The sequence below is a fragment of the Paenibacillus lupini genome (assembly GCF_011761355.1).
GTDB lineage: Bacteria > Bacillota > Bacilli > Paenibacillales > Paenibacillaceae > Pristimantibacillus > Pristimantibacillus lupini.
In genome coordinates this window covers 37,424-63,745 of sequence record NZ_JAASRW010000014.1, presented here as the reverse complement: position 1 = coordinate 63,745, position 26,322 = coordinate 37,424, and the positions used below count along the sequence as shown (strand labels likewise).

The following is a 26,322-nucleotide window of genomic DNA, read 5'->3' as shown; positions in this document are numbered from 1 at the left end:
TGTATTAGGCACGCCGCCAGCGTTCGTCCTGAGCCAGGATCAAACTCTCCATGAAATGGTTCTGTTTGACTTGCTCAAACTTTGTTTTTATCGCTTTTTCCGTTATTTCTAACGGGGCAGTTTTGCTCGTTGTTCAGTTTTCAAAGAACAATTCTTTTCAGTGTCGTTACCGTTTATCTCAGCGGCGACAAGAGATAATATATCATGGACGGCCACAGGATTGCAACCCTTTTTTTAAACTTTTTTAAATGGATTATTCTACCTGTAATTACGAACATTCAGAGCATAGCGTGACAGCTCTTTCGGGGAAGCAATTCGTGCATACATACGGAAGATGATTTTGTATCTTCTCGTTATTGCTTGCTTAATATCTCCGTCTAAACGATTGTCATTCAGATCAAGCAGCATTTCATCTAACTCTTTGCGCAGGACGTAATCGAGTTCTTTGCATTCTTTGTCGTTGAATAGAATCCCTAGCATAACTATTGAGCGCCCTCCTAAGCAGTATTGGCCATGCAGCTTGTTGCTGAGGCAGTTAAAAGCAAAAGCGGCGTTTCGCGATTACGCATCACGACGCCGCTTTACTGTTATGCTCAATAAATGGGAAAAATATTACAACGAACCCACCCAAACACTAATTGTACTTTCAATAATAGCCGCAATAAGCAGTGCAACCGTCAAAATAACAACAACCGGGATCGATCGAATCATGAAATATTCAATCTCTGGACCGGATTTACCCGCTTCCTTACCCGGTATAATTAGTCGGCCTAATGCTTTAAGTAATAGAACGCCAAATTTCATACCGTATGCACAGGCTATTACAATAGCAGGGATCTCAATAATACCGTGAGGCAGCAAGCCAAGCACTACATGAAACATATCCCCAGTACCATTCGTTTGAGCTACATGCTGCAGCAGGAACCCTACAACCATTCCGTTCAGCACAAGGAAGAAGATTGGGATTATTCCTAATATAGCACCTATATAGATGATAAAGATGGATTTGATCGCATTGTTAAGGAAGATAAAGATCATAAAGGCCAGAGTTGGGTTATCCGATTGTTGAAGGGTCTCCGCCACATCTCCGAGTGCACTGATCTGCTGCTCCAGGTAATCACTAAAGGTACTATTGGTTCCCCCAACAACAAGCCCTGCAAAAAACAAAATGAATCCAAACGTTATGTAGGGATTCATGATTTTGAAATGTGCTTTTATTTCACGCCATCTGAACATGCTGATTCACTCCTAAAAAGAATTATCATACAACTGGCCTCGTTCAGGACAGTTGTGATGATTCTTACTTCGAATGCATTATCCTAAAGAATTATCATACAAACGGCAACGTACAAGCCAATTGTGATGATTCTTACTTCGAAAGCATTTTGCGTAAACTTTTTTGTTGATTTGAACAAGCCATGAATATCTTGGGTGTACGAGCATAGATTGTACTAGAACAAGCTTTCAATAGAAAGGAGAGCCTTATCAGATGAACTTCTTTTATGTATTGAACGGACGGAAATTAAAACGTAACTTCCTTATTGTGCTCGCTCTCGTCTTCTCTGTAGGGGTAATCTATGCTGAGAGAGACAACATCACCGTATTCGCTCCGCAGCAGCCGGCTGCAATATACAGTGTCCCTACGGACAAAAAGGTTGTTGCCTTAACTTTCGACATCAGTTGGGGGGACAAGCGGACAGAGCCTATCCTTAAAGTGCTGAAGGACAAGGGTATTACACAGGCTACCTTCTTCCTCTCCTCCCCATGGAGCCAATCCCATCCTGATATTGTGAAGGATATCGTAAATGACGGCTTCGAGATCGGAAGTCATGGTCACAAACACGATAACTACAGCAAGCTTAGTGATGAGGAAATCCGTACGCAAATTACGACTGCACATACCATTTTATCCGATCTGACCGGCAAGCAGCCGAATTTGATTCGGCTCCCTAATGGTGACTTCGATAAACGGGTGCTCCGTATCGCTGAAGAACTGAACTACAAGGTTATTCAATGGGATACGGATTCCCTTGATTGGATGAACATCGGTACGGATAAAATTATTAACCGTGTCGTAAGCCGCGCCCACAATGGCGATATCATCCTGATGCATGCCAGTGATTCCGTGAAACAAACCCATGAAGCACTCCCTGTCATTATTGATCAGCTTCGTGCTAAGGGCTATGAGTTCGTCTCGGTATCGGAATTAATTAATCAAACAGAATCAGAAGGCCGCGCTGTACAGGACAAAACAACCTCGCTTACGATGCTTGGTCTTGAGGATGCTGTGAGTGCTGCGGATACAGGCTACTAATATTACGCAACCGGCTTTGCGGACGTCGCAGAGTCGGTTGTTATTTTTTTCTGCAGAAGTCTTGGCAGCATGAGGATTTGATAACCATTGCAGATAAACAACGGAATAATCATAAAGACGATCGCGGAAATATTCGTCTCTCCCTGCAGAGCCGGCCATGCTTCTATAAATGTAATAAAGAACATGAGGAATGCCGTTGGCACAAAAGCGGTGGAATTCGTTTGCTTTACTTTAATATAAGCTACTCCTAAGGAGCAGGCTAATAAGACAAGTGGAAGCAACCAGAAGAACCAGTTATTTGTCCGCTGTTCATAAAGCATGTATCCTAGACCAAAAACGCCAAATACGGTTGTATAACCCTGCAGAGCATTCCATAGATAGCTTTTCCGGAAAATACTTAATGCGATGTAGTTTAAGGTTAGATATGCAAAGAACCCCATTTGGCTGAATGCTCCTATTAATAAGCCGACCATCGCCATCATAAAGGCGTTGAATCCAGCTGCCTCTAGTCCCATAAATCCGAAGGACGTATCAGTCCATTGCATAATCGACCCGCTGACGACCGTTATGACGGCCCCAACCGCCATGCAGCTCCAAAAAAGAAAAAACCATCTTTTCAAATTCATTATCGATTGATCCTCCTTCATGTTAGGCGTAAGTCCGCGCAAAATAAGCGCTTTCCTGCACCATCCATTATTTTACCACGTTCGTCATAAAAAGCTAACCACGAAGCCATGATAATCCCGTGAACATTAACACATACTACGGATAAATTCAGCTATGGTGTTATAGAAGGGAGATCGTGGATGCATGCGTATGCGACTGGCTTTATTAACGGCGCTTTCCGCCCTATCATTCGTCTTAACGAGCTGCGGTGCGGAATCATCCGGAGGTAACCAGCAGATCAGCTACAAGGATATGAAGTCAATGGTCATCGATATACTGAAAACGGAAGATGCACAAAAGGCATTGCAGGAATCGGCACAGCAAATGTCTGGTTATAACGGTAGTGGTACCAAGCTGTTATCGGTACAGGATCAAGAACAGGTTCGGTTAGCAGTAAAAGATGTAATGGTCTCCCCAGAGTATGATAAGGTCATCAAGACGTTAATGACAGATACCCGCTTTGCAGGTGAATTCGCCAAATCCGTAAACAAACAGAACAAGGATATTCACAAGGAATTGATGAAGGATCCGTCTTATCAAGAGGCGATGATTAAAGCAATGAAGACACCGGAAATGGACAAGATGATTCTCGAGGTGTTACAAAGCACGCAGTATAAGAAGCAAGTCATGTCCCTTATGCAGGAATCGATGCAAAATCCACTGTTCCGCCTGGAAGTGCTTGATCTGATGAAAAAAGCAGTGCAAGAAGAGCTTAAGCCTAAACCAGACGAGAAAGTTGAGAAAAAACAGGACAGCGGTAGCGGTGACGATAGTTCCTCCGAGGAAGATAAACAAAGTGAAGAAGGCGGAAGTGATGGTGAAGGAGAGCAATCGACTTAGCCATTAGATTAGCGGTTAGGGTTAGACAGGAATAAAAAAACGTGCAGGATCGAGAGCACTTCAGCTCTCTCCCCCTTGCACGTTTTTTATTTTAACGGCCGCATTTCTGAATGACCTGCTCCGCGATGTTGAGGTAAAGTTCACCTGTCTCGGACTCCGCCTTATAAACGGAAGGAGAGAAATCAGGTTCTGAAATATGGTTGTCCGGTTGTCCAAGTGGAATTTGTGCCATCAGCTCAGCATGCAAGGACTCCGCGAGTCGAGCACCACCACCTCGTCCGAAGATGTACTCCGGCTCGCCGCATTTACTGCATTTGTAGTAAGACATGTTCTCGACTACACCGATAATTTCGTGCTTAGTCTTTATCGCCATTGCACCTGCACGGGCTGCTACAAATGCTGCCGTTGCATGAGGGGTTGTAACGATAATTTCTTTGCTTTGCGGAATGATCTGGTGAACATCCAGTGCCACGTCGCCTGTTCCAGGCGGAAGATCAAGCAGCAGGTAATCCAGCTCTCCCCACTCGATCTCGGCAAAGAAATTGCGAAGCATCTTGCCGAGCATTGGCCCACGCCATACGATTGGGCTGTTGTCCTCTACAAAGAAGCCCATCGACATCACTTTAACACCGAAGCGTTCAATCGGAATAACCCGTTCGTTCACAATCTCCGGACGATTCTCGATGCCCATCATATCGGGCACACTGAAGCCGTAAATATCCGCGTCGATGATCCCGACGCGTTTGCCCTTGCGGGCTAAGGCGACCGCCAGATTCACGGTCACCGTCGACTTTCCGACGCCGCCTTTACCACTGGCGACGGCAATGAACTGCACCCCGCTGGCTGGATCGAGCAGCGGGTTATCAAGCCCAGCCCCGTGCCCTTGTACGGGGCTGGTGCTTGAAGCGGCGGCTGGCTGAGCCTTGCCGCCGGCTTGGCCTTGCGGCGCGGCAGCTGCTGCGCCCGCGCCGCCATCGAGCGCACGAAACCGGCAATGCACGGTTTCGGCGCCAGCCCGCGCGAGCGCTTCGCGCAGCGCGGCTTCCAGCGAGGGACGTACCTCCTCGCTGGCAGTAAGGACCGTCATCGAAACTTGACGGTCCTTCACAACAACATCGCGGACTGCGAGCGAGTCCGCGCTATATTTCGCCGTTACTTCACCAACGGCTTCCAACGCTTGTTCACGTGTTAACATGAATGAGTCCCACCTTTATGTAAGAGAGTGATAATTGTAAGCTTCAGAAAGGCCGCTTATTTGTAATGATTATAGCATATTAAGCGGGACAAGGTTAATTCGCGGTATTTTCACTCAGCTTCTCCCCAGATGAATAACGAAGCACACCTTGATAAATGGAAGCCGCTACCTTCCGCTGATATTCAGAATCCGCAAGCCGTAATGCTTCCCCCGGATTCGAAAGAAACCCTACTTCAACGAGTGCGGTCGGGATTTCATCGAGTGCCTTAAGAAGATACACATTATTCTTATCCTTCACCGCTACCCGGCTTGTATTCTCCAAGTTGCGACGGATCTCATTCTGAATAAAGGTCGCTAGTACCTGGTTGTCCGGATGATTAGCAGGGTTAAAGAAGGTTTGGGCTCCTGACCATTTCTCCGAAGGAATACTGTTCATATGAATACTGACTACAAGGCTAGGTTTGCTTTCTTTAATATTAGTTACACGTTGTATCAAATCCTCTGTCTTACGCTTGGAGTAACCTCGGGTATCCTGATTCGCAAGATCATAATCCCCTTCTCTCGTCATGACCACAATGGCACCCGCCTGCTGTAGATAGTCCCTCAAATATAAAGCAATAGCCAAATTCAGATCCTTCTCTACAACTCCCTCTTTACTTACAGCTCCTCCGTCAACGCCTCCATGCCCCGCATCAATCGCAATTGTCTTCCCTGATAAAGGCAGTGTCCAATACGACCAGGTCCGAGACACAGGTTCCCCACCTTGGGCAAGTATTATCCAGGTCAACACAAGCGCAGATAACCCGGCTGCTATGCGGAGTGCTCCCTTATAGGTCATCCATACAACTAAACGTTTTCGGCGCATAAAAAAACCACCCCGTTTCCCCAACAAATGATCTCTTAATCATTTATATGGGACGAGATGGTTGTTTATGATGGCCAGGCATTCAATCGCTTAAGCCTAATGATTGAAAATAAATCTACTGGCTGCTCCGACAAGCTTCCATCAGAAAAACTTATTTATGCAAACCACATTCCGTTTTCTCTTGGCCAGCCCAACGTCCTGCACGTGGATCTTCACCAGGCATAACTTTGCGTGTGCAATATTCGCAGCCGATACTTGGGTAGTTTTGATCATGCAGCGGATTGTAGATCACATCATTCTCACGAATGTAGTTCCATACGTCTTCCGAAGTCCAACCTGCTATCGGGTTGAATTTAATCAGACCAAATTTCGTATCGTATTCTACTTTCTTAGCGTTCGCACGAGTTGGAGCTTGATCACGGCGGATACCCGTAATCCAAGCATTGTATTTGCTCAAGATTCTTGTTAATGGTTCAACTTTACGGATATTGCAGCAAGCGTTAGCATCAGATTTCCACAGTTCTTCACCATGCTGTGCAGCTTGCTCTTCAGGAGTAATCAATGGTTTTACTTCTACGAATGGAATGCCAGGGTAACGTTCCACCATACGATCACGCGTTTCGTATGTTTCTTTGAAGTGGAAGTCCGTATCCAAATAGAAAATATCTGTTTTCGGGCTGACTTTTTGCAGCATGTCTACAAGTACAACGTCTTCAGCGCCAAAGCTGCATGCAAACGTAATATTAGGAAATGCTTCAACTGCGTAGGCCAAAATTTCTTCTGGCGTCGCATTTTCAAGCTCTTCTGCTTTTTGTTTTACTAAAGCTTCCTTTTCAAACAGGTTCATGGTTTTCCCTCCCTTTGTAATTCCAAGTAAGCTCATATGCTATTAAATAAAGTATACGTTCTAACGTTAAAATGATCAATAATAAGTTTTCACCAATATGAAATAAAGTTCTGAGAGCTCATCCATTAAACCAAGCAGCAACCTTCATGTAAATTGTATAAAACGCAAAAACACCTCCTCCGCAAAGCGGAGAAGGTGTTCGATAAAATATTAACGTTTCGAGAATTGTGGCGCGCGACGAGCCGCTTTAAGACCGTATTTTTTACGTTCTTTCATACGTGGGTCACGAGTCAGGAAGCCAGCACGTTTCAGAGCTGGGCGGAACTCAGGGTCTGCTTTAAGCAGAGCGCGGGAGATACCGTGGCGGATAGCGCCAGCTTGACCAGACATACCGCCGCCGTTAGCGATTACGATAACGTCGTAGTTGTTCAAAGTTTCAGTCAGAACCAATGGTTGCTTAACAATCAGCTTCAATGTTTCTAGACCAAAATATTCGTTCAAGTCGCGTTTGTTTACAATGATTCGTCCTTCACCTGGCACCAAACGTACACGTGCAACAGAGTGTTTACGACGACCGGTTCCATAGTATTGAACTTGTGCCATGAAACTGTCCTCCCCTTATTAACCGCGAAGTTCGTAAACTTCTGGATTTTGTGCTTGATGCGGATGCTCCGAACCAGCGTATGCTTTAAGTCTAAGTTTCATTGCGTTACCTTGACGAGTTTTTGGCAACATGCCGTGAACTGCCAATTCGATAGCGCGGTCAGCTTTTTTAGCGATCATCTCGTGAGCTGGAGTTACTTTCAAACCACCAGAGTAACCCGAGTGACGGTAGTACATTTTGTTTTGCATTTTCTTACCAGTCAGTACAACTTTATCAGCGTTGATTACGATAACAAAATCGCCAGTATCAACGTGAGGAGTAAATTGCGGTTTGTGCTTGCCGCGGATCAGGCTAGCAGCTTCAGTAGCCAGACGGCCGAGCGTTTTACCAGCAGCATCAATGATGTGCCATTTGCGCTCAACTTCATTTGGCTTAGCCATATACGTAGTACGCATGGAGATCCTCCTTATATCCGTTACAGTTAAAATTTTATTAAACAACGTTTCACGTTTGCTTTAGTTGATTCAGATGTTGCATGCCAAGTTTGTGACAGTCTCAGTCGGGGCTGTGGGATAGCCACTAAGAAAGCACAAGTTATATTCTACTATAGATAATGGCCTAAATCAAGAAGTTATTAAATGTAAATTACATTTTGTCCGGATAATCGACTTTCATTAACGAAAGACCATGAGGCATCGCTGTTGGCCCTGCGAGAGACCGTTTACGACCGTCCAATATGCGCGCCATATCTTCGGGCTTTAGCTTCCCGTGGCCGACATGAAGCAGCGTGCCCATCACGATTCTAATCATGTTATAAAGAAACCCGTTACCGGTCATATACATATGGAGCATTTGTCCCTCACGCTCGAAATAAGCCTCGTAGATGGTCCGTACATGATGCGGCTTGGTCGAGTGAATAGATGTAAATGAAGTGAAGTCATGCTCCCCCACAAGGCAGCTAAGCCCTTGCTGCATCGCTTCAACATTAAGTGGTGTGGGATGATGGAATGCATAACGGCGGTAGAACACATCCGGAAACTTCCCCATATCAATCGTATAGCGATAAGTCTTCCGTTTAGCTGAGCGTCTCGAATGGAATTGTTCAGGTACCTCATAGGCATCTGTAATAACAATATCCTTCGGCAGCCGGGTATTCAAAGCAATCGCCCAACGTTCCGCTGGAATCGCCGACTCCGTATGGAAGTTGAATACTTGTCCCGTTGCATGCACGCCGGCATCCGTTCTGCCAGATCCGATAATGATAAGATCCTCACCGGTCAGCTTTTTGATCCCCAGCTCGATCTCTTGCTGGATGGTCCTTCCGAACGGCTGAGACTGAAACCCGTTAAAGTCCGTCCCGTCGTAGCTTACCGTTACTGCTATATTCCTCATCCTTCACCACCTCCCCCATATGTTAATAACACACGTAATTAACATTCAATCCCCTTAAATTCAAAAGGGTGAACCCTTTTCGGCCGCTCTTTTTTCTTGCCAAGCATGAAGTTGCGACACTGGCAGCTGTTCGGAATAAAAGGTTTTGACCGATGAAGCGTTAGCGTCCGCCTTTGTTATCGAATTTCAACCGCTTAAGCGAGTGTGATGAAGAAATTCGATAACAACAGCGGTCGAGGCAAAAACTTTTATGCAGGACAACAATAAGCCACTGTAGCACTCCTTCAATGCAGGGCAATAAAAAAAGGTGGCCTCAAGGGTCCACCCTTTCTCACCGCGAAACGTAGCTCTCCGCTCAGAGCGGCGAGCTGATTACGCTTGTGTTACGCACGGTCAACCAGTTCCAGGTACACCATAGGCGCAGCGTCGCCACGGCGAGGTCCTAGTTTCAAAATCCGTGTGTATCCGCCCGCACGTTCCGAGTAACGGGTGGCCAGATCGGAGAACAGTTTTTGGATTGCATCTTGCTCTCCGTCAACAGTTTCACGACGAACGTAAGCAGCTACTTGACGACGAGCGTGCAAGTCACCTTTTTTCGCTTTCGTGATCAGTTTTTCAGCGATCGAACGAACCTCTTTCGCTTTAGCTTCTGTTGTTTGAATGCGCTCATACAGGAATAGGTCAGTAACGAGGTCACGGAAAAGTGCTTTCCGCGCGCTAGCGTCACGGCCCAATTTTTGATATGCCATCTTGATTTCCCCTCCCTTGCCTATAGTCTGTTCTAGATGCTCAAGATTCTACTCTTCCATGCGAAGGCCAAGACCAAGCTCTTCGAGCTTCTCTTGAACTTCCTCAAGGGACTTACGGCCCAGGTTACGAACCTTCATCATATCCTCTTCGGATTTCGTAATCAGCTCTTGAACAGTGTTAATGCCTGCACGTTTCAAGCAGTTGTAGGAACGCACGGAAAGATCCAGTTCTTCGATAGTCATCTCCAGAACTTTCTCTTTCTTGTCCTCTTCCTTCTCGACCATGATTTCCGCGTCTTTGGCTTCATCGGTCAATCCGACGAACAGGTCCAAATGCTCGGTCAAAATTTTAGCGCCAAGGCTTACAGCCTCTTCCGGTCTGATACTACCGTCAGTCCATACTTCAAGCGTGAGCTTGTCGTAGTTGGTTACTTGACCAACGCGGGTATTTTCAACGCTGTAATTGACACGGGTAATTGGCGTGTAAATCGAATCAACGGGAATAACCCCAATCGGTTGATCGTCCCGTTTGTTACGGTCCGCTTGGACGTAACCACGTCCGCGATTGGCAAAAATTCGCAAATGGAGCCGCGCGCCGGAGGCCAAGGTTGCGATGTGAAGATCAGGGTTCAAAATCTCGACATCGCTGTCAGCTCGAATATCCCCTGCCGTAACGATTCCTTCGCCTTCAGCGTCGATTTCCAGCACCTTTTCTTCATCGGAGTGGATTTTCAACGAGAGGCCTTTCAAGTTCAGAATGATCTCAGTTACGTCCTCGATCACTCCTGGAACCGTAGAGAACTCGTGAAGCACTCCGTCGATTTGAACAGATGTTACTGCCGCGCCCGGCAGCGAGGACAATAAAATTCGGCGAAGCGAATTTCCAAGCGTCGTGCCATATCCACGCTCGAGCGGTTCTACTACGAAACGCCCGTAAGTTCCATCCTCATTCAAATCTACGGTCTCGATTTTCGGCTTTTCGATCTCAATCACTAATAGTACCCTCCTTCAAACGTCGCTCCGTTACCTTCGTTTTGTGTAGTCAAATCTCGTAGTATGCCAAACCTTCACAACCATTATTCACAAGTTGTTGTTATTTGATACCACAGCGGACCCAACTATACGCGACGACGTTTTGGCGGACGGCATCCGTTGTGAGGAACTGGCGTTACGTCTTTAATCAGGTTAACTTCCAGACCAGCTGCTTGAAGCGAACGAATCGCTGCTTCGCGGCCTGCGCCAGGACCTTTAACCATAACCTCAACAGCTTTCATGCCATGTTCCATCGCTGCTTTAGCTGCAGATTCAGCTGCCATTTGAGCTGCGAAAGGCGTGGATTTACGCGAACCTTTGAAGCCCAGGTTACCGGAGCTTGCCCAAGAGATTGCGTTGCCATGTGGGTCAGTGATCGTTACGATCGTGTTATTGAATGTCGAACGGATGTGTGCTACGCCCGACTCAATATTTTTCCGGTCACGACGTTTTGTACGAACGACTTTTTTAGGTTTAGCCATTGCCCTATTTCACCCCTTTATTATTTCTTTTTGTTAGCTACAGTCCGACGAGGACCTTTACGCGTACGCGCATTTGTTTTCGTGCGTTGACCACGAACAGGCAAACCACGACGGTGACGAACACCACGGTAGCAACCGATCTCGATCAGGCGTTTAATGTTAAGCGAAATTTCACGACGCAGGTCGCCTTCCACTTTAACGGATTTGTCAATTGCTTCACGCAATTTCGCAAGCTCGTCTTCTGTCAGATCGCGAACACGAGTGTCAGCGTTAACGCCAGCAGAGCTCAAGATTTTTTGCGAAGTTGTTTTGCCAATACCGAAAATGTATGTCAGGGCGATTTCGACGCGTTTATCACGCGGCAAGTCTACACCAGCTATACGTGCCATAGGCCGTTGTCCCTCCTTTTATCCTTGTTTTTGTTTGTGTTTCGGATTTTCACAAATTACCATAACGTTGCCTTTACGACGAATGACTTTGCATTTTTCGCAAATCGGCTTTACCGAAGGTCTAACCTTCATTGTGAATTACCTCCCGAATCCTTCGCAAGTAAACCGCAGGCGGTCTACTTCCGATAGGTGATGCGCCCTCTTGATAAATCATAAGGCGATAACTGTATAACCACTTTGTCCCCAGTCAAAATAGGGATGAAATGCATTCTGAGCTTACCGGAAACATGTGCGAGAATTTGATGACCGTTCTCCAGCTCCACCTTGAACATGGCATTCGGCAGCGGTTCAATTACCGTACCTTCGACCTCAATGACGTCTTCCTTAGCCACCGTCATTCTCCTTTCGCATGTGCGTACTTCTGAATCACATAACGTAACTTGGCATTGGTCACCCTGCCCGTTTCAAGCAAGCTGCTTGTAACTTCGCTGCTTATAGCGGGTTGTAACTCGAGATGCAGAACGTTCTTTTTCTTCGGTTGATCAAACCTGCGTTTATCGCCATCGACGATAAGAACGAAGCGTTCGTCAACAATGTCAATAATAACAGCATAGCTGTTCTCATCCTTGCCCCGAAGCACCTTGACGATTTGACCGATTTGCGGTTGTTTATCCATAACAGATTACACCGAATGCGGTAGTTTCGTCAAAATTTCGAATCCGTCCTCCGTTACGGCAACCGTGTGCTCGAAGTGAGCGCACCAGGAGCCGTCTTCCGTTACGACCGTCCAATTGTCTTCAAGCGTACGAACGTAACGTTCGCCGATGTTGACCATAGGTTCGATGCAAAGCACCATTCCTGGCTTAAGACGTGGCCCGCGATCCGGAATGCCGTAATTCGGAATTTGCGGTTCCTCGTGGAGGTCCTTGCCAATACCGTGTCCGACAAATTCCCTTACAATCGAAAAGCCCGCCGCTTCGGCAACCTGTTGAACCGCATGCGATATTGTAAATAAACGAACATCTGGGCGGATCAGATTCAGTCCTGCGTACAGAGACTGTTCTGTCACCTCAAGTAATCGCTTGACTTCATCCGAGACGTTGCCGACCGGGTAAGTCCAAGCCGAATCACCATGATAGCCTTTATACTGCGCTCCAATGTCGATGCTTATAATATCGCCTTCGTTCAACTTACGAGGTCCGGGAAAACCGTGTACCAGCTCGTCATTTACAGAAGCGCAAATGCTGGCAGGAAAACCATTGTAACCTTTGAAGGATGGCTCAGCGCCTTGACTGCGAATGTACGCTTCGGCCAGCTGATCAAGTTCCTGGGTAGTTACCCCGGGTTTAACCGCTTCAGCCATAATCCGATGTGTCTCCGCAACAATGCGGCCGGCTTCCCTCATATATCGCAGCTCCGATTCGGATTTGCAAATGATCATTACAATGAACCTCGCAAGCAGGAAACAATCTCAGTCGTAACCGTATCGATTTCCTTCTCGCCGTCGACTTCGCAAAGTAGACCTTTACCATTGTAGTAGTCGAGAAGTGGTGCGGTTTTCGAGATATACTCGTCAAGACGCGTTCCGACTTTCTCTTCCGTGTCATCCGACCGTTGGTACAATTCGCCGCCGCATTTGTCGCAGACGCCTTCTTGTTTCGGTGCGTTGAACATTACATGGTACGTTGATCCGCATGCTTTACAAATGCGACGTCCAGTCAGACGAGCAAGCAGCAAGCCGCGATCAACCTTCAAATTAACAACATGGTCAATGCCGCGGTTCAATTCTGTCAGCATAACATCAAGCGCTTCGGCTTGCTGCAGCGTACGTGGAAAACCATCGAGCAAGAAACCTTTATTACAATCGTCTTGAGCAAGACGCTCTTTGACAATACCGTTCGTAATCTCATCGGGAACGAGCAGTCCTTGATCGACAAACTCTTTCGCTTTAAGACCGAGCGGAGTCCCCTGTTTCATCGCAAGACGGAATGCATCGCCTGTCGAGATATGCGGAATGCCAAACTCTTCAACGATACGTTCTGCTTGCGTCCCTTTACCGGCCCCCGGAGGACCCATGAATAAAATGTTCATTCCGTCTTCCTCGCTTTAAGCACAATAGGCTCGTGCGGGTTCCGTCCATCGCATGCGACGTTACGGAAGCCCGGTCGGAACCTATTGTTATTTATTGATAAACCCTTTGTAATGGCGTTTTATCAACTGGCTCTCGATTTGCTTCATCGTATCAAGTGCAACACCGATGACGATAAGAAGCGAGGTACCGCCCAGTCTTACCGAAGCTGGCAATCCGGCGATTTCACCGAACAGCACCGGCAACAAGGAGATAACGGCCAGGAAAATCGCACCCGTCAGTGTTATCCGCGACAATACGCGAGTCAAGTAAGAAGATGTTGGTTTGCCAGGACGAATGCCTGGAATGTAACCACCGTTCTTCTTCATTTGATCCGCCATTTGAACCGGATTGATCTGTACGAATGTATAGAAGAACGTGAACCCGATAATCAACAGAACATAAAGTACCATGCCAAGCGGTTTGGTATAAGTTAAGTTCTGCGTGATCCAATCAGCCCAAGCGGCACCAGCCCAAAATTGTGCGATTGTTGCCGGGAACATCAATAACGAAATTGCGAAAATGACCGGAATAACACCTGCACCGTTCACTTTCATTGGTATGTGAGTCGATTGACCACCATACATCTTCCGTCCAACTACACGTTTAGCATATTGAACCGGAATTTTACGGATACCTTGTTGTACGAAGATAACCCCTACAATAATCAGTACAATCGCCAGAGCGATCAGTACAACCTTGCCGATACTCCAGAACAAGTTGCCGTCTTGGCCAACAAATTCTGTTTGGTAAATCGTACGGAAATGTTGTGGAATGCTTGCTGCGATGGCGGCAAAGATCAGAATCGAAATACCGTTACCGATACCACGTTCTGTAATCTGCTCACCAAGCCACATCAGGAATGATACGCCCGCTGTCAGTACGATAGCGATAAGCAAGTAATCTACAAAATTTGCACCAGGTACCATCTCATAGTTGTATTGACGATTGAAGCCGATTGCTGTTGCAAAACCTTGCAATAAACCAAGGATTACCGTGCCGTAACGTGTAATCTGCGCGAGCTTCTTTTTCCCGTTCTCGCCTTCCTTCGCCCATTCGGCGAATTTAGGGATAACGTCCATCGATAACAGCTGCACGATGATCGAAGCTGTAATGTATGGAGCGATACCAATCGCAAAGATTGAGAATTGGAACAGGGCCCCGCCGGAGAACGTGTTAAGCAAACCGAACAGATTCACACCGGTTTGGTCAATCTGTTTGAATACATCTTTGTTAACGCCTGGCGCCGGAATAAATGCTCCGATGCGATAAACAAGCAGAATGAAAAGGGTGAAGAGGATCCGCCTGCGCAAATCCGCCACTTTCCAAATGTTGGACACGGTGTTGAACAATTAGATCACCTCGGTTTTACCGCCGGCAGCCTGGATTTTCTCTACCGCAGATTGAGAGAACTTGTTTGCTTTAACAGTCAATTGAACCGTAATTTCGCCATTACCCAAAATCTTAATGCCAGCCAAAGGATTTTTGATGATCCCTTGCTCAATAAGAACTTCTGGAGTAACTTCGGTACCTGCTGCAAAGTTATTCAACTCTTCAATGTTCACGATAGCGTACTCCGTACGGAAACGGTTGTTGAAACCACGTTTCGGCAAACGACGGTACAATGGGTTTTGGCCACCCTCGAATCCAGGACGTACACCGCCGCCGGAACGAGCATTTTGACCTTTATGACCACGACCTGCAGTTTTACCATTGCCGGAGCCAATACCGCGACCTTTACGCTTACCCACTTGCGTGGAGCCTGGTGCTGGTGCGAGTTCATGCAATTTCATCGTTCTTGCACCTCCTTATTTATTTCTTGTAGCAAGCGTTCAGCTTACACTTCTTCTACTTTAACCAAGTGGCTTACAGCATTAACCATGCCGCGAACAGCCTCGCTGTCGTTCAAAACAACGGATTGACGAATTTTCTTCAAACCGAAGGATTCAACAGTAGCACGTTGTTTCTCGTTGCGGCCGATCAAACTGCGAACGAGGGTGATTTGCAATTTTGCCATCCTATTCCCCTCCTTAACCTAACAGCTCTTCGACAGTTTTACCACGAAGCTTAGCAACATCTTCCGCACGTTTCAGGCGGGAAAGGCCTTCAAGCGTTGCGTTTACCATGTTCATGGAGTTCGAAGAACCAAGCGATTTCGTCAGGATATCGCCTACACCAGCCAGTTCGAGTACTGCACGAACAGGACCGCCGGCGATAACACCTGTACCTTTGGATGCCGGTTTCAAGAGAACTTCCCCTGCACCGAAGTGTCCAATTACAAGATGTGGAATTGTTGTTCCTACGAGTGGAACGTGGATCAGGTTTTTCTTAGCGTCATCGATACCTTTGCGAATCGCATCAGGTACTTCGCCCGCTTTACCGATCCCTGCGCCTACATAGCCATTGCCGTCGCCGACAACTACGAGCGCACTAAAGCTGAAACGACGTCCGCCCTTAACAACTTTAGATACACGGTTGATATGGACAACTTTTTCAGTCAGTTCTAACGTATTTGGATCTACACGCAAGTCGATTAACCTCCTTATAAGTAAATTCGACTAGAATTCCAGACCAGCTTCGCGTGCTGCGTCAGCAAGCGCCTGAATTCTGCCATGATACAAGTAACCACCACGGTCAAATACGATTTGGGTCAACCCTTTCGCTTGAGCGCGTTGTGCAATCAATTGTCCTACTTGACGAGCAGCTTCTACGCTACCGCCGTTGCCGATCGATGCTGCCAGTTCTTTGTCTTGTGTGGACGCGGAAGCAATCGTTACGCCTTGTACATCGTCAATCAGTTGAACATAGATATGTTTAGCTGAACGGAATACAGAGAGACGTGGACGAGCAACAGTACCGTTGATTTTTTTACGAACACGCAGGTGTCTTTTCAGACGAGCCTTGTTTTTATCGCCTTTCGTAATCATTCAAGGTTCACTCCTTTCCTTATGCCTTATACCGCTATTTTAAGCAGCCCAATCAGACTGCTTATTTCTTCTTACCAGCTTTACCTTCTTTGCGGATGATGCGTTCGCCTTCATACTTGATACCTTTACCTTTGTAAGGTTCTGGTTCACGTACGGAGCGGATTTGAGCAGCAACAGCGCCTACGCGCTCTTTGTCGATACCGCGAACAGTAATCTTCGTGTTCGCTGGAACTTCGAACTCAATACCTGCTTCAGGTGCAATCTCCACTGGGTGGGAATAACCAACGTTAAGAACGATCTTATCGCCAGTTTTATTCGCACGGTAACCAACGCCTACCAGCTCCAAGTTTTTCGAGAAGCCTTCAGTAACACCGCTCACCATGTTAGCGATGACGCTGCGCGTTGTGCCGTGCAAAGAACGATGCAATTTATTGTCAGAAGGACGTTCGATAACGATCTCGTTCTCAGCAACGTTCACTTTCATATCTTTGTGAATTTCGCGGGAAAGCGATCCTTTCGGTCCTTTTACAGTAATAACCGTGTTATCCAAGTTAATGCTTACGCCAGCTGGCACTTGAATCGGTTTGCGACCAATACGGGACATTGTTACACCTCCAATCTTGTGACTAGTTAATTACCAAACGTAGCAAACGACTTCGCCGCCTGCTTTACCTTGGCGTGCTTCTTTATCGGTCATAATCCCTTTGGATGTGGAAATGATAGCAATTCCCAGACCACCCAAAACGCGAGGGACTTCAGTCGATTTTGTATAAACGCGCAGACCTGGTTTAGAAATACGTTTCAGACCAGTGATAACGCGCTCTTGGTTAGGGCCGTATTTCAAGAAAATACGGATCATCCCTTGTTTGTTGTCTTCGATATACTCAGCATCGCGGATGAAGCCCTCGCGTTTCAGAATCTCAGCGATTTGCTTCTTTACTTTCGAAGCGGGCAATTCCACGGTTTCGTGACGAACGACATTCGCGTTGCGAATGCGCGTCAGCATATCTGCAATCGGATCAGACATAACCATTTGTGTTAACCTCCTTCCCGAACTAGGCTGATTACCAGCTTGCTTTTTTAACGCCAGGAATCTGGCCTTTGTATGCTAACTCGCGGAAACAAATCCGACAAATTTTAAACTTTTGCAAAACAGAGTGCGGACGGCCACAACGTTCACAGCGCGTGTAGGCACGCACTTGGAATTTCGGTGTACGTTGTTGCTTCACTTTCATCGAAGTTTTTGCCACTGGGTATTACACCTCCTAAAAGTGGATTACTTCGCAAACGGCATGCCCATTTGGGTAAGCAGTTCACGAGATTCTTCGTCCGTTTTTGCCGTCGTGACGATGACGATGTCCATACCACGAACTTTATCAACTTTATCATACTCGATCTCAGGGAAGATCAATTGCTCTTTCAAGCCAAGCGTATAGTTACCGCGACCGTCGAATGCTTTCGTCGATACACCGCGGAAGTCACGTACGCGTGGAAGCGAGATGTTGAACAGCTTGTCAAGGAAGTAGTACATGCGCTCGCCGCGCAGTGTAACTTTAACCCCGATTGGCATGTTCTCACGAAGTTTGAAGCCAGCGATGGACTTCTTCGCACGAGTTACAACCGGCTTTTGACCGGAGATTTGACGAAGTTCGTCGACAGCGACATCAAGCACTTTGGAGTTAGCAACAGCTTCGCCAACACCCATGTTGATGACAACTTTCTCGATCTTCGGCACTTGCATTACAGTCGTATAACTAAACTTCTGCATCAATGCAGGCGTAATTTCGTTAAGAAATTTATCTTTCAATCTTGCTGCCATTTTTTATGGACCTCCTTCCTACAGTAACGATTAGTCGATTACTTCGCCGGAACGTTTTGCGAACCGAACTTTTTTGCCGTTGTCCAACACTTTGTATCCGATACGAGTTACTTTGCCACTCTTCGGATCAATGTGCATCACGTTCGAAACGTGAATCGGCGCTTCTTGCTCGATGATTCCACCTTGTGGATTCACTTGGGATGGACGAGTATGCTTTTTAACGAAGTTGACGCCTTCTACGAGAACGCGGTTTTCACGCGGATACGCAGCGATTACACGACCTTTTTTGCCTTTGTCCTTACCGGAGATGACAATGATTGTGTCGTCTTTTTTGACGTGCAGCTTGTTGTTATGCGATTCAAGAATTTTTTTCAGCCTTGGCATGAGTTACACCTCCTGCATGCTTGATAATCAAGCTATTGCGACCCTTTCAGGGACTGTATTAGATAACCTCTGGTGCAAGCGATACGATTTTCATGAAATCTTTATCGCGCAGCTCACGGGCAACAGGTCCAAAAATACGAGTACCCCGCGGGCTTTTATCTTCTTTAACGATTACAGCTGCATTCTCATCGAATGCGATGTAGGAACCGTCTTTACGACGAACCGCACGCTTCGTACGAACGATAACTGCTTTAACAACGTCGCCTTTTTTGACAACGCCGCCTGGTGTTGCTTGTTTCACGGAACATACGATCAGGTCGCCGATAGCACCTACACGACGTCCAGTACCGCCAAGAACACGGATACACATCAATTCTTTAGCGCCGGAGTTGTCCGCAACACGCAAACGAGTAAATGGTTGAATCATTTCATCGTCCTCCTTCCGGAAAAATGCTCATTCACTATACTACATATTAAAGGACAATCGCCACTTCTACAACTTCAACAAGTCTGAAGCGTTTATCTTTCGACAGCGGACGAGTCTCCATGATTTTCACGATGTCGCCAATTTTCGCTTGATTGTTCTCATCATGCGCTTTGAACTTTTTCGTGTACTTGATGCGTTTATGGTACAAATCATGTTTTTTGTATGTTTCAACAGCAACAACGATTGTTTTGTCCATTTTATCGCTAACGACCTTACCGATTTGAACTTTGCGGGCATTGCGTTCGCTCATGTTCTGCCTCCTTCCTTAAACCTTGGTAATCCTTAGTCAAGGACAGCTATTTAGCTGCTGATACCGAGTTGTCTTTCATGCAAAATGGTTTTAGCGCGAGCGATATTCTTACGCACGTCACGAATACGTGTCGGGCTTTCCAGTTGGCCAGTTGCCAATTGGAAACGAAGGTTGAAAAGCTCTTCTTTAAAACCAGCAATTTTTTGTTCAATCTCAGCAGAGGTTAGGTTGCGAAAATCACTAGCTTTCATTTGCTTCACCACCTACTTCTTCGCGTTTCACGAACTTCGTTTTGATCGGCAGTTTGTGGGACGCGAGGCGCATCGCTTCACGAGCGACTTCTTCGGAAACACCAGCCAGTTCGAACATGATCTTGCCTGGTTTCACAACTGCAACCCACTTCTCAACGTTACCTTTACCGCTACCCATCCGAACTTCGAGAGGCTTTTGAGTGATCGGTTTATGTGGGAAGATTTTAATCCACACTTTACCGCCACGTTTGATGTAACGAGTCATTGCAATACGAGCCGCTTCAATTTGACGGTTCGTAATCCAAGTTGGTTCAAGAGCTTGTAAGCCGTATTCGCCGAAAGCTACTTCAGTGCCGCCTTTAGCGCGACCTCTCATGCTTCCACGTTGTTGCTTACGATGTTTGACACGTTTAGGTACCAACATGATTAGTTGCCTCCTTCCTGGGGAGCTTTCTTCTTAGCTGGAAGGACTTCACCGCGGTAGATCCATACTTTTACGCCGATACGGCCGTAAGTTGTATGAGCTTCAGCTGTGCCATAATCGATATCTGCACGGAGCGTATGAAGCGGTACTGTACCTTCGCTGTAGCCTTCCGAACGAGCAATTTCAGCACCGCCGAGACGACCGCTGACAGCAGTCTTAATCCCTTTAGCGCCTGCGCGCATCGAACGTTGGATCGCTTGTTTCAAAGCACGACGGAAAGAAACACGACGTTCCAGTTGTTGCGCGATGCTTTCAGCTACAAGAATAGCGTCCAGATCTGCTTGTTTGATTTCGGAAATGTTAATGTGTACTTTTTTGCCTTTAGTGATCTTACCAAGCTCTGTGCGAAGGCCTTCCACTTCGGAACCGCCTTTGCCGATAACCATGCCTGGTTTAGCAGTTTGGATCGTTACGTTAACGCGGTTAGCCGCACGCTCGATCTCGATGTGGGATACTGCCGCATCTTTAAGTTTGTTCTTGAGGTACTCACGAATTTTAACGTCTTCCATAAGAAGATCGCCGAAGTCTTTACCAGCGTACCATTTGGATTCCCAATCACGGATGATCCCGATACGCAGGCCGACCGGATTTACCTTTTGACCCACACGTTATCCCTCCTTATTTTTCAGATACAACCAATGTGATGTGGCTGGTTCTTTTGTTAATCCGGCTTGCACGTCCCATTGCACGAGGGCGGAAACGTTTCATTGTCGGACCTTGGTTCACGAATGCTTGCGTGATAACCAGTTTGTTCACGTCCAATTGGTAGTTATGCTCAGCGTTAGCAATAGCAGAGTTCAGCAACTTCTCCAGGATTGGGGAAGCAGATTTCGGTGTATGACGCAAAATCGCGATCGCTTCACCTACTTGTTTGCCACGGATCAAGTCCGCAACTAACTGTGCTTTACGAGGAGCAATGCGTACGAAATTAGCGTGCGCTTTAGCTTCTGGCATGGATGAACCTCCTCTCATACATTAAAAAATGTTCTAGGCAAACTATCTTTTGCCTGTCTTTCTGTCATCGTCATGGCCTTTATAGGTACGAGTTGGTGCAAACTCACCGAACTTGTGTCCAACCATATCTTCCGTTACATAAACTGGTACATGCTTGCGGCCGTCATAGACTGCAATCGTGTGACCAATGAATTGTGGGAAAATTGTCGAGCGACGGGACCATGTTTTGATAACGACTTTTTTATTCGTTTCGTTCAAAACCTCGACTTTTTTAAGCAGGTGGCCGTCAATAAACGGACCTTTTTTCAAACTGCGACCCATTTGGAGTCCTCCCTTCGCGGAAACGTAGCGCGACCATCGGTCACGCAGCTTGCAAACAAGCGTTTATTACTTCGTACGACGACGAATAATATATTGGCTCGATGCTTTTTTCTTCTTGCGTGTTTTGTAACCAAGAGTCGGTTTGCCCCAAGGAGACATAGGGGATTTACGACCGATTGGAGCACGGCCTTCACCACCACCGTGTGGGTGATCGTTAGGGTTCATTACTACGCCGCGGACTTCAGGACGTTTGCCCATCCAACGGGAACGGCCGGCTTTACCGATTTTCACGAGTTCGTGATCTTCGTTACCAACAGAACCGATTGTTGCACGGCAAGTGCTCAGAATACGACGAACTTCACCAGATGTCAGACGAACGGATACATAGTCGCCTTCTTTACCAAGAAGTTGAGCATCTGTACCAGCTGCGCGAACCAATTGGCCGCCTTTGCCTGGTTTCAATTCGATATTGTGGATAACCGTACCTACTGGAATGTTGATAAGTGGCAACGCGTTACCGATTTTGATGTCAGCATCAGGTCCAGAAACGACTTGATCTCCAACTTTCAGACCTTTAGGTGCGATAATGTAAGCTTTCTCACCATCAAGGTAATGAATCAAAGCGATGTTGGAAGTACGGTTCGGATCGTATTCAACCGAAGCTACTTTACCTACAACACCATCTTTAGTACGTTTGAAGTCGATAATACGGTATTTACGTTTGTGTCCGCCGCCATGGTGACGAACTGTAATTTTACCTTGGTTATTACGACCAGCTCTTTTGAAAAGTGGTGCAAGCAAGGATTTCTCCGGTGTGCTTGTTGTGATCTCTTCAAAAGTCGAAACGGACATGTTACGACGAGCCGGGGATGTCGGTTTGTACTTTTTAATTGGCACTTAGTTTCCCTCCTTTTCTAAACAGACGTTTCAAAGAATTCAAGTTCTTTGCTCTCAGCGCTAAGCTGAACGATTGCTTTTTTCCAATCAGGTCTATAACCGTTGTATTTACCGTAGCGTTTCGGCTTACCGGCAACACGCATTGTATTAACGCTCGTTACTTTTACTTTAAAGATTTGCTCGATAGCATCTTTAATTTCGGTTTTGTTAGCACGAAGGTCAACTTCGAATACATAGCGTTTAACGGCCATGAAGTCACTTGTGCGTTCCGTAATAACAGGGCGTTTGATAATATCGCGAGGATCTTTCATTATGCAAACACCTCCTGTACTTTCTCTACGGCTTCTTTCGTGATGATGAGCTTGTCATGCACCAATACATCCAGAACATTAATGCCGTCAGCAGCGACGAATTTAACACCTGGGATATTGCGAGCCGACAATGCTACATTGTCATCATAAGTTGGCAAAACAACAAGTGCTTTGCGGTCAACTTTTAGGTTGTTCAACATTGCTACGAATTCCTTCGTTTTAGGAGCCGCGAATGCCAGTTGATCAAGAACGACGATTTCGTTAGCGATCACTTTCGAAGACAAAGCGGATTTAATCGCCAGACGGCGAACCTTCTTAGGAAGTTTGAAGCCATACGAGCGTGGTGTCGGTCCAAATACTGTACCGCCGCCAACCCATTGTGGCGAACGAATGCTACCTTGACGAGCACGGCCAGTACCTTTTTGTTTCCAAGGTTTACGACCGCCGCCACGTACTTCGGAGCGTCCTTTAGTTTTGTGCGTGCCTGCGCGCTCAGCAGCTTGCTGAAGCAACACAGCGCTATGCAGAACATGAGAGTTAGGTTGGATACCGAATACGCTATCTGCCAATTCGATTTGACCAACTTCAGATCCACTCACGTTATAAAGTGTAACTTTAGGCATTTTATGTTCCTCCTTTCTTTATAAGCAATTAGTTCTTAACTGTTTGTTTTACTTTAACGAAACCGTTTTTAGGACCAGGAATGGAACCTTTAACGAGAAGCACATTACGCTCAGCGTCTACACGGATAATTTCGAGTTTTTGGATCGTAATTGTCTCATGACCCATGTGACCAGGAAGGTGTTTACCTTTTGGTACGCGGTTCGCTTGAATGGAACCCATGGAACCAGGACCACGATGGTAACGGGAACCGTGGGCCATAGGACCCGTGCTTTGTCCCCAACGTTTGATAACGCCGGCAAAACCTTTACCTTTCGAAATACCTGTTACGTCAACAAACTCGCCTGCTACGAACAAATCAGCCTTCACTTCTTGGCCAACTTCATATTCGCCCAGATTAATACCGCGAATTTCACGAACGTAGCGCTTAGGAGCTGTATTAGCTTTCTTCGCGTGGCCGATTTCCGGCTTAATCGCTCTAGACTCTTTCTTATCGGAGAAACCGAATTGTACGGCTTCATAACCATCGTTCTCTTGATCTTTCTTCTGGAGAACTACACAAGGACCAGCTTCGATAACCGTTACTGGAACGACATTACCTTCAGCGGTGAACACTTGCGTCATACCAAGTTTTTTGCCTAAGATACCTTTCATGTTGACACCTCATTTCCTTTCAATAATCAAATATACTTATTACAGTTTGATTTCGATATCTACACCGGATGGTAAATCCAGGCGCATCAACGCATCAACCGTTTGCGGCGTTGGGTTAACAATATCGATCAAGCGTTTATGTGTACGCATTTCGAATTGCTCCCGGGAATCCTTGTACTTGTGCACCGCACGGAGAATAGTGATGATTTGCTTTTCCGTAGGAAGCGGAATCGGCCCGGATACGCCTGCACCGGAACGTTTTGCTGTTTCCACGATTTTCTCAGCGGATTGATCAAGAATTCTGTGATCGTATGCTTTCAAGCGAATACGAATCTTTTGCTTTGCCATATAAGTCCCTCCTTCTATCGCCCAATTTCTTATCGGACATACTCCGTGAGAAAACCCGGCACATGCCCCATGGCAAAGGGGCCGGGTGTGTCGGCAACCTCTCACATCATCGCAACGTCACAGACCAACATTCAATATTATACCGAAACAGCTGGGCAAATGCAAGGGAAAGTTATGGCTTTTCCTATCATTACTCAGCTTGGTGTAACGCGCTCGTTCGACTTTCCCGTTTTCCGCCCCTTAAGGACGAACCGTGTTTTCCACTTCGCCTATCATACACGATTTCGTCCACACTTCCAAATCCATTTTTGTCCTGTTGAATTGCTTCTATATAATAGAAGAAACGCAATGACGAATTAACGTCATTGCGTTCCTATGCGTTTCTATTATGAAGCTATTAACCCAATACCACACGGTCGTCTGCCATCTTCTTACCACTGATCTGTTCGAACTCGCCAAGCAAACGCTCCACGGTCAGATCTTTCTTCCGATCCTCATTAACCTCGAGAATAATCTTCCCTTTGTCCATCATGATTAATCGGTTACCAAGTCGGATAGCTTGCTCCATGTTATGGGTAACCATAAGAGTAGTCAGGTTCATCTCACGAACTAGTGTTTCAGTCAGAGTTGTAATTAACTCTGCACGTGCTGGATCTAGTGCCGCTGTATGTTCATCGAGGAGCAGAATCTGAGGTTTCGTGAAAGTAGCCATCAACAGGCTTAGTGCTTGTCGTTCACCACCAGATAATAATCCTACCTTAGCGCTTAATCGATTCTCAAGCCCAATGCCAAGACGAGAAAGCTGCTCCCGGAACAATTTACGACGAACACTGTTAATTGCGAGAGAGAATCCACGCTGCTTACCACGTGTATAAGCCATTGATAAATTCTCTTCTATAGACATACGTGGTGCAGTACCTGCCATAGGGTCCTGGAATACTCGTCCGATCCATTTACTTCTGCGGTACTCTGGAAGGCTGCTTATATTCTTGCCTTCAATCCGGACTTCGCCGATGTCCGGCTTCATTACACCAGAGATGATATTCATTAAGGTTGATTTGCCTGCTCCGTTACTGCCGATTACCGTAATAAAATCCCCCGGCTTCATCGCCAGATTTGCGTTTACTAGTGCTGTTTTTTCATCTAATGTTCCCGGGTTGAACAGCTTTGATACTTTTACAATTTCCAGCATCAGCGACTGCCCCCCTTCTGTTCAACGCTATTCAATAGAGCTGCCGTCCGTTTGCGAGCTAGAACTTTCTGCTTCCACGATTTCTGTATAGATGGGAAGACTAGAGCAATTATTACGATCACGGCAGTGATTAACTTAAGATCCGATACCTCAAGGAATTCACTCTGATAAGCAAGACCGATAATAATACGATAAATAATCGATCCAAGAATGACAGCCAATGTTGCCCGGAATACAGTTCTTCCACCAAACAACGCTTCGCCGATAATGACCGATGCCAGACCGATAACGATCATACCAACGCCCATAGAGATATCCGCAAATCCACTTTGTTGTGCAACAAACGACCCTGATAAAGCGACAAGACCGTTCGAGAGTGATATGCCCAAAATTTTCGTCGTATCTGTATTCGTACCAAAGCTCCGAATCATTCGTTCGTTATCACCTGTAGCGCGTAAGCTTAAACCCAAATCGGTCTTAAAGAACAAATCAAGCAAAAGCTTAATGATAATAACAATGATCGGCATAAGTAAAAGTACCTTAGCTCCAGAGAACACTGTGGAGATATCCGTTCCCATTAAACCGATATTCGGCTTGCCCATGATCCGCATATTAATCGAATATAACGCAATCATCATAAGAATACCGGACAATAGTCCATTAATTCTACCTTTCGTATGCAGCAAACCTGTAATTGCACCTGCGGCAGCTCCGGCGCCAAATGCCGCAAGACATGCTAGCCATGGCGAAGTGCCGTTCGTAATCAGAACTGCTGCTACCCCTGCTCCGGTTGTAAAGCTTGCATCAACCGTGAGATCGGGAAAATCTAGGATGCGAAATGTAATATAGACGCCAAGAGCCATTAATGAGTAAAGTAAACCAAGCTCAAAAGCACCATTTAACCATACTGGCACCGGGG

At 46.4% G+C, this 26,322-nt stretch carries 44 protein-coding genes; 2 read left to right on the top strand and 42 right to left on the bottom strand.

The features are described 5' to 3' along the window. Positions 1 to 258: 258 nt before the first annotated feature. The gene (locus FHS17_RS29495; protein WP_015847185.1) at positions 259 to 480 is read right to left on the bottom strand and encodes a hypothetical protein; all 222 of its coding nucleotides are present in this window, start codon (positions 478 to 480) and stop codon (positions 259 to 261) included. Between the two features lie 132 nt (positions 481 to 612). Next, positions 613 to 1,236 (bottom strand): stage II sporulation protein M, encoded by a 624-nt coding sequence (locus FHS17_RS29490; protein WP_167282915.1) that lies wholly within the window; start codon positions 1,234 to 1,236, stop codon positions 613 to 615. Positions 1,237 to 1,489: 253 nt separating this feature from the next. On the opposite strand from FHS17_RS29490, the gene pdaB reads away from it, so the two are divergent. Beyond that, positions 1,490 to 2,314, top strand: coding sequence for a polysaccharide deacetylase family sporulation protein PdaB (gene pdaB / locus FHS17_RS29485; RefSeq protein ID WP_167282913.1), 825 nt, complete (start codon positions 1,490 to 1,492; stop codon positions 2,312 to 2,314). Between the two features lie 2 nt (positions 2,315 to 2,316). On the opposite strand, the gene FHS17_RS29480 is transcribed toward pdaB, so the two are convergent. Beyond that, positions 2,317 to 2,940 (bottom strand): KinB-signaling pathway activation protein, encoded by a 624-nt coding sequence (locus FHS17_RS29480; protein WP_167282911.1) that lies wholly within the window; start codon positions 2,938 to 2,940, stop codon positions 2,317 to 2,319. Between the two features lie 184 nt (positions 2,941 to 3,124). Between FHS17_RS29480 and gerD the strand changes: the two genes are divergently transcribed. Beyond that, positions 3,125 to 3,820 (top strand): spore germination lipoprotein GerD, encoded by a 696-nt coding sequence (gene gerD / locus FHS17_RS29475; RefSeq protein ID WP_243865601.1) that lies wholly within the window; start codon positions 3,125 to 3,127, stop codon positions 3,818 to 3,820. 91 nt (positions 3,821 to 3,911) lie between these two features. Here gerD and FHS17_RS29470 read toward each other — a convergent pair whose 3' ends face one another. From FHS17_RS29470 to FHS17_RS29280, 39 genes are all read right to left on the bottom strand, one after another. Beyond that, positions 3,912 to 5,015 (bottom strand): Mrp/NBP35 family ATP-binding protein, encoded by a 1,104-nt coding sequence (locus tag FHS17_RS29470; protein ID WP_167282909.1) that lies wholly within the window; start codon positions 5,013 to 5,015, stop codon positions 3,912 to 3,914. A 94-nt stretch (positions 5,016 to 5,109) separates the two neighbouring features. Then, positions 5,110 to 5,880, bottom strand: a complete 771-nt coding sequence (cwlD, locus tag FHS17_RS29465; protein ID WP_167282907.1) for an N-acetylmuramoyl-L-alanine amidase CwlD — start codon at positions 5,878 to 5,880, stop codon at positions 5,110 to 5,112. 151 nt (positions 5,881 to 6,031) lie between these two features. Then, positions 6,032 to 6,727 (bottom strand): phosphoadenylyl-sulfate reductase, encoded by a 696-nt coding sequence (locus FHS17_RS29460; protein WP_167282905.1) that lies wholly within the window; start codon positions 6,725 to 6,727, stop codon positions 6,032 to 6,034. Between the two features lie 210 nt (positions 6,728 to 6,937). Continuing rightward, positions 6,938 to 7,330 (bottom strand): 30S ribosomal protein S9, encoded by a 393-nt coding sequence (gene rpsI / locus FHS17_RS29455; protein ID WP_015847193.1) that lies wholly within the window; start codon positions 7,328 to 7,330, stop codon positions 6,938 to 6,940. 18 nt (positions 7,331 to 7,348) lie between these two features. Then, positions 7,349 to 7,786 carry a 50S ribosomal protein L13 gene (gene rplM / locus FHS17_RS29450; RefSeq protein ID WP_167282903.1) on the bottom strand — a complete coding sequence of 146 codons (438 nt, stop codon included), beginning with the start codon at positions 7,784 to 7,786 and terminating at the stop codon, positions 7,349 to 7,351. Positions 7,787 to 7,976: 190 nt separating this feature from the next. Then, positions 7,977 to 8,723: a tRNA pseudouridine(38-40) synthase TruA gene (gene truA / locus FHS17_RS29445; RefSeq protein WP_167282901.1), complete on the bottom strand. Its 747-nt coding sequence runs from the start codon at positions 8,721 to 8,723 to the stop codon at positions 7,977 to 7,979. A gap of 383 nt (positions 8,724 to 9,106) precedes the next feature. Next, on the bottom strand, positions 9,107 to 9,472 hold the full coding sequence (gene rplQ, locus FHS17_RS29440; RefSeq protein ID WP_167282899.1) for a 50S ribosomal protein L17: 366 nt from the start codon (positions 9,470 to 9,472) through the stop codon (positions 9,107 to 9,109). Between the two features lie 48 nt (positions 9,473 to 9,520). Then, positions 9,521 to 10,465 carry a DNA-directed RNA polymerase subunit alpha gene (locus FHS17_RS29435; RefSeq protein WP_015847197.1) on the bottom strand — a complete coding sequence of 315 codons (945 nt, stop codon included), beginning with the start codon at positions 10,463 to 10,465 and terminating at the stop codon, positions 9,521 to 9,523. Between the two features lie 125 nt (positions 10,466 to 10,590). Beyond that, complete coding sequence (gene rpsK, locus FHS17_RS29430; RefSeq protein ID WP_148933645.1) at positions 10,591 to 10,986, bottom strand: 30S ribosomal protein S11; 396 nt, start codon at positions 10,984 to 10,986, stop codon at positions 10,591 to 10,593. Between the two features lie 20 nt (positions 10,987 to 11,006). Continuing rightward, on the bottom strand, positions 11,007 to 11,375 hold the full coding sequence (gene rpsM / locus FHS17_RS29425) for a 30S ribosomal protein S13 (protein WP_091190746.1): 369 nt from the start codon (positions 11,373 to 11,375) through the stop codon (positions 11,007 to 11,009). A gap of 18 nt (positions 11,376 to 11,393) precedes the next feature. Then, positions 11,394 to 11,507, bottom strand: coding sequence for a 50S ribosomal protein L36 (rpmJ, locus tag FHS17_RS29420; protein ID WP_003333770.1), 114 nt, complete (start codon positions 11,505 to 11,507; stop codon positions 11,394 to 11,396). A 44-nt stretch (positions 11,508 to 11,551) separates the two neighbouring features. After that, a complete protein-coding gene (gene infA, locus FHS17_RS29415; protein WP_167282898.1) occupies positions 11,552 to 11,767 on the bottom strand; it encodes a translation initiation factor IF-1 in 216 nt (71 codons plus the stop codon). Positions 11,768 to 11,769: 2 nt separating this feature from the next. After that, on the bottom strand, positions 11,770 to 12,051 hold the full coding sequence (locus FHS17_RS29410; protein WP_167282896.1) for a KOW domain-containing RNA-binding protein: 282 nt from the start codon (positions 12,049 to 12,051) through the stop codon (positions 11,770 to 11,772). A gap of 6 nt (positions 12,052 to 12,057) precedes the next feature. Next, positions 12,058 to 12,816, bottom strand: a complete 759-nt coding sequence (gene map / locus FHS17_RS29405) for a type I methionyl aminopeptidase (protein ID WP_167282894.1) — start codon at positions 12,814 to 12,816, stop codon at positions 12,058 to 12,060. Continuing rightward, positions 12,816 to 13,466 carry an adenylate kinase gene (locus tag FHS17_RS29400; protein ID WP_167282892.1) on the bottom strand — a complete coding sequence of 217 codons (651 nt, stop codon included), beginning with the start codon at positions 13,464 to 13,466 and terminating at the stop codon, positions 12,816 to 12,818. Before FHS17_RS29400 ends, map begins: the two co-directional genes overlap by 1 nt. Positions 13,467 to 13,553: 87 nt before the next feature. After that, positions 13,554 to 14,855, bottom strand: a complete 1,302-nt coding sequence (secY, locus tag FHS17_RS29395) for a preprotein translocase subunit SecY (RefSeq protein ID WP_167282890.1) — start codon at positions 14,853 to 14,855, stop codon at positions 13,554 to 13,556. Continuing rightward, positions 14,856 to 15,296: a 50S ribosomal protein L15 gene (gene rplO / locus FHS17_RS29390; protein WP_167282888.1), complete on the bottom strand. Its 441-nt coding sequence runs from the start codon at positions 15,294 to 15,296 to the stop codon at positions 14,856 to 14,858. Between the two features lie 44 nt (positions 15,297 to 15,340). Then, positions 15,341 to 15,520 (bottom strand): 50S ribosomal protein L30, encoded by a 180-nt coding sequence (gene rpmD, locus FHS17_RS29385; RefSeq protein WP_167282884.1) that lies wholly within the window; start codon positions 15,518 to 15,520, stop codon positions 15,341 to 15,343. Between the two features lie 13 nt (positions 15,521 to 15,533). Continuing rightward, positions 15,534 to 16,031, bottom strand: a complete 498-nt coding sequence (gene rpsE / locus FHS17_RS29380) for a 30S ribosomal protein S5 (RefSeq protein WP_167282881.1) — start codon at positions 16,029 to 16,031, stop codon at positions 15,534 to 15,536. 30 nt (positions 16,032 to 16,061) lie between these two features. Continuing rightward, positions 16,062 to 16,430, bottom strand: coding sequence for a 50S ribosomal protein L18 (gene rplR, locus FHS17_RS29375; RefSeq protein WP_167282877.1), 369 nt, complete (start codon positions 16,428 to 16,430; stop codon positions 16,062 to 16,064). Positions 16,431 to 16,491: 61 nt separating this feature from the next. After that, the gene (gene rplF, locus FHS17_RS29370; RefSeq protein WP_167282873.1) at positions 16,492 to 17,034 is read right to left on the bottom strand and encodes a 50S ribosomal protein L6; all 543 of its coding nucleotides are present in this window, start codon (positions 17,032 to 17,034) and stop codon (positions 16,492 to 16,494) included. A 30-nt stretch (positions 17,035 to 17,064) separates the two neighbouring features. Then, positions 17,065 to 17,463 (bottom strand): 30S ribosomal protein S8, encoded by a 399-nt coding sequence (gene rpsH / locus FHS17_RS29365; protein ID WP_167282869.1) that lies wholly within the window; start codon positions 17,461 to 17,463, stop codon positions 17,065 to 17,067. A gap of 31 nt (positions 17,464 to 17,494) precedes the next feature. After that, on the bottom strand, positions 17,495 to 17,680 hold the full coding sequence (locus FHS17_RS29360) for a type Z 30S ribosomal protein S14 (protein WP_015847211.1): 186 nt from the start codon (positions 17,678 to 17,680) through the stop codon (positions 17,495 to 17,497). 26 nt (positions 17,681 to 17,706) lie between these two features. Beyond that, positions 17,707 to 18,249 carry a 50S ribosomal protein L5 gene (rplE, locus tag FHS17_RS29355; RefSeq protein WP_167282865.1) on the bottom strand — a complete coding sequence of 181 codons (543 nt, stop codon included), beginning with the start codon at positions 18,247 to 18,249 and terminating at the stop codon, positions 17,707 to 17,709. A gap of 30 nt (positions 18,250 to 18,279) precedes the next feature. Next, positions 18,280 to 18,633, bottom strand: a complete 354-nt coding sequence (gene rplX / locus FHS17_RS29350) for a 50S ribosomal protein L24 (protein WP_208420626.1) — start codon at positions 18,631 to 18,633, stop codon at positions 18,280 to 18,282. 58 nt (positions 18,634 to 18,691) lie between these two features. Beyond that, positions 18,692 to 19,060, bottom strand: a complete 369-nt coding sequence (rplN, locus tag FHS17_RS29345; protein ID WP_015847214.1) for a 50S ribosomal protein L14 — start codon at positions 19,058 to 19,060, stop codon at positions 18,692 to 18,694. A gap of 46 nt (positions 19,061 to 19,106) precedes the next feature. Further along, positions 19,107 to 19,370 carry a 30S ribosomal protein S17 gene (gene rpsQ, locus FHS17_RS29340; RefSeq protein WP_167282861.1) on the bottom strand — a complete coding sequence of 88 codons (264 nt, stop codon included), beginning with the start codon at positions 19,368 to 19,370 and terminating at the stop codon, positions 19,107 to 19,109. Between the two features lie 50 nt (positions 19,371 to 19,420). Then, positions 19,421 to 19,621 (bottom strand): 50S ribosomal protein L29, encoded by a 201-nt coding sequence (gene rpmC / locus FHS17_RS29335; protein ID WP_167282859.1) that lies wholly within the window; start codon positions 19,619 to 19,621, stop codon positions 19,421 to 19,423. Then, positions 19,611 to 20,045, bottom strand: coding sequence for a 50S ribosomal protein L16 (rplP, locus tag FHS17_RS29330; RefSeq protein ID WP_091190717.1), 435 nt, complete (start codon positions 20,043 to 20,045; stop codon positions 19,611 to 19,613). Before rplP ends, rpmC begins: the two co-directional genes overlap by 11 nt. A 2-nt stretch (positions 20,046 to 20,047) precedes the next feature. Further along, a complete protein-coding gene (rpsC, locus tag FHS17_RS29325; protein ID WP_167282856.1) occupies positions 20,048 to 20,710 on the bottom strand; it encodes a 30S ribosomal protein S3 in 663 nt (220 codons plus the stop codon). Between the two features lie 13 nt (positions 20,711 to 20,723). Further along, positions 20,724 to 21,059, bottom strand: a complete 336-nt coding sequence (rplV, locus tag FHS17_RS29320) for a 50S ribosomal protein L22 (protein ID WP_015847219.1) — start codon at positions 21,057 to 21,059, stop codon at positions 20,724 to 20,726. A gap of 42 nt (positions 21,060 to 21,101) precedes the next feature. After that, complete coding sequence (gene rpsS / locus FHS17_RS29315) at positions 21,102 to 21,380, bottom strand: 30S ribosomal protein S19 (protein WP_167282852.1); 279 nt, start codon at positions 21,378 to 21,380, stop codon at positions 21,102 to 21,104. 66 nt (positions 21,381 to 21,446) lie between these two features. Then, complete coding sequence (rplB, locus tag FHS17_RS29310; protein ID WP_167282850.1) at positions 21,447 to 22,277, bottom strand: 50S ribosomal protein L2; 831 nt, start codon at positions 22,275 to 22,277, stop codon at positions 21,447 to 21,449. A 17-nt stretch (positions 22,278 to 22,294) separates the two neighbouring features. Then, positions 22,295 to 22,588: a 50S ribosomal protein L23 gene (gene rplW / locus FHS17_RS29305; protein ID WP_015847222.1), complete on the bottom strand. Its 294-nt coding sequence runs from the start codon at positions 22,586 to 22,588 to the stop codon at positions 22,295 to 22,297. Beyond that, positions 22,588 to 23,211: a 50S ribosomal protein L4 gene (gene rplD / locus FHS17_RS29300; RefSeq protein WP_167282849.1), complete on the bottom strand. Its 624-nt coding sequence runs from the start codon at positions 23,209 to 23,211 to the stop codon at positions 22,588 to 22,590. Before rplD ends, rplW begins: the two co-directional genes overlap by 1 nt. Before the next feature lie 28 nt (positions 23,212 to 23,239). Further along, the gene (gene rplC / locus FHS17_RS29295) at positions 23,240 to 23,863 is read right to left on the bottom strand and encodes a 50S ribosomal protein L3 (protein ID WP_167282847.1); all 624 of its coding nucleotides are present in this window, start codon (positions 23,861 to 23,863) and stop codon (positions 23,240 to 23,242) included. 39 nt (positions 23,864 to 23,902) lie between these two features. Continuing rightward, on the bottom strand, positions 23,903 to 24,211 hold the full coding sequence (gene rpsJ, locus FHS17_RS29290) for a 30S ribosomal protein S10 (RefSeq protein ID WP_005544556.1): 309 nt from the start codon (positions 24,209 to 24,211) through the stop codon (positions 23,903 to 23,905). A gap of 397 nt (positions 24,212 to 24,608) precedes the next feature. Continuing rightward, on the bottom strand, positions 24,609 to 25,403 hold the full coding sequence (locus FHS17_RS29285; RefSeq protein WP_167282845.1) for an ABC transporter ATP-binding protein: 795 nt from the start codon (positions 25,401 to 25,403) through the stop codon (positions 24,609 to 24,611). Continuing rightward, a complete protein-coding gene (locus FHS17_RS29280) occupies positions 25,403 to 26,317 on the bottom strand; it encodes an ABC transporter permease subunit (RefSeq protein WP_167282843.1) in 915 nt (304 codons plus the stop codon). The genes FHS17_RS29285 and FHS17_RS29280 overlap by 1 nt, the downstream gene beginning before the upstream one ends. Positions 26,318 to 26,322: the final 5 nt, after the last annotated feature.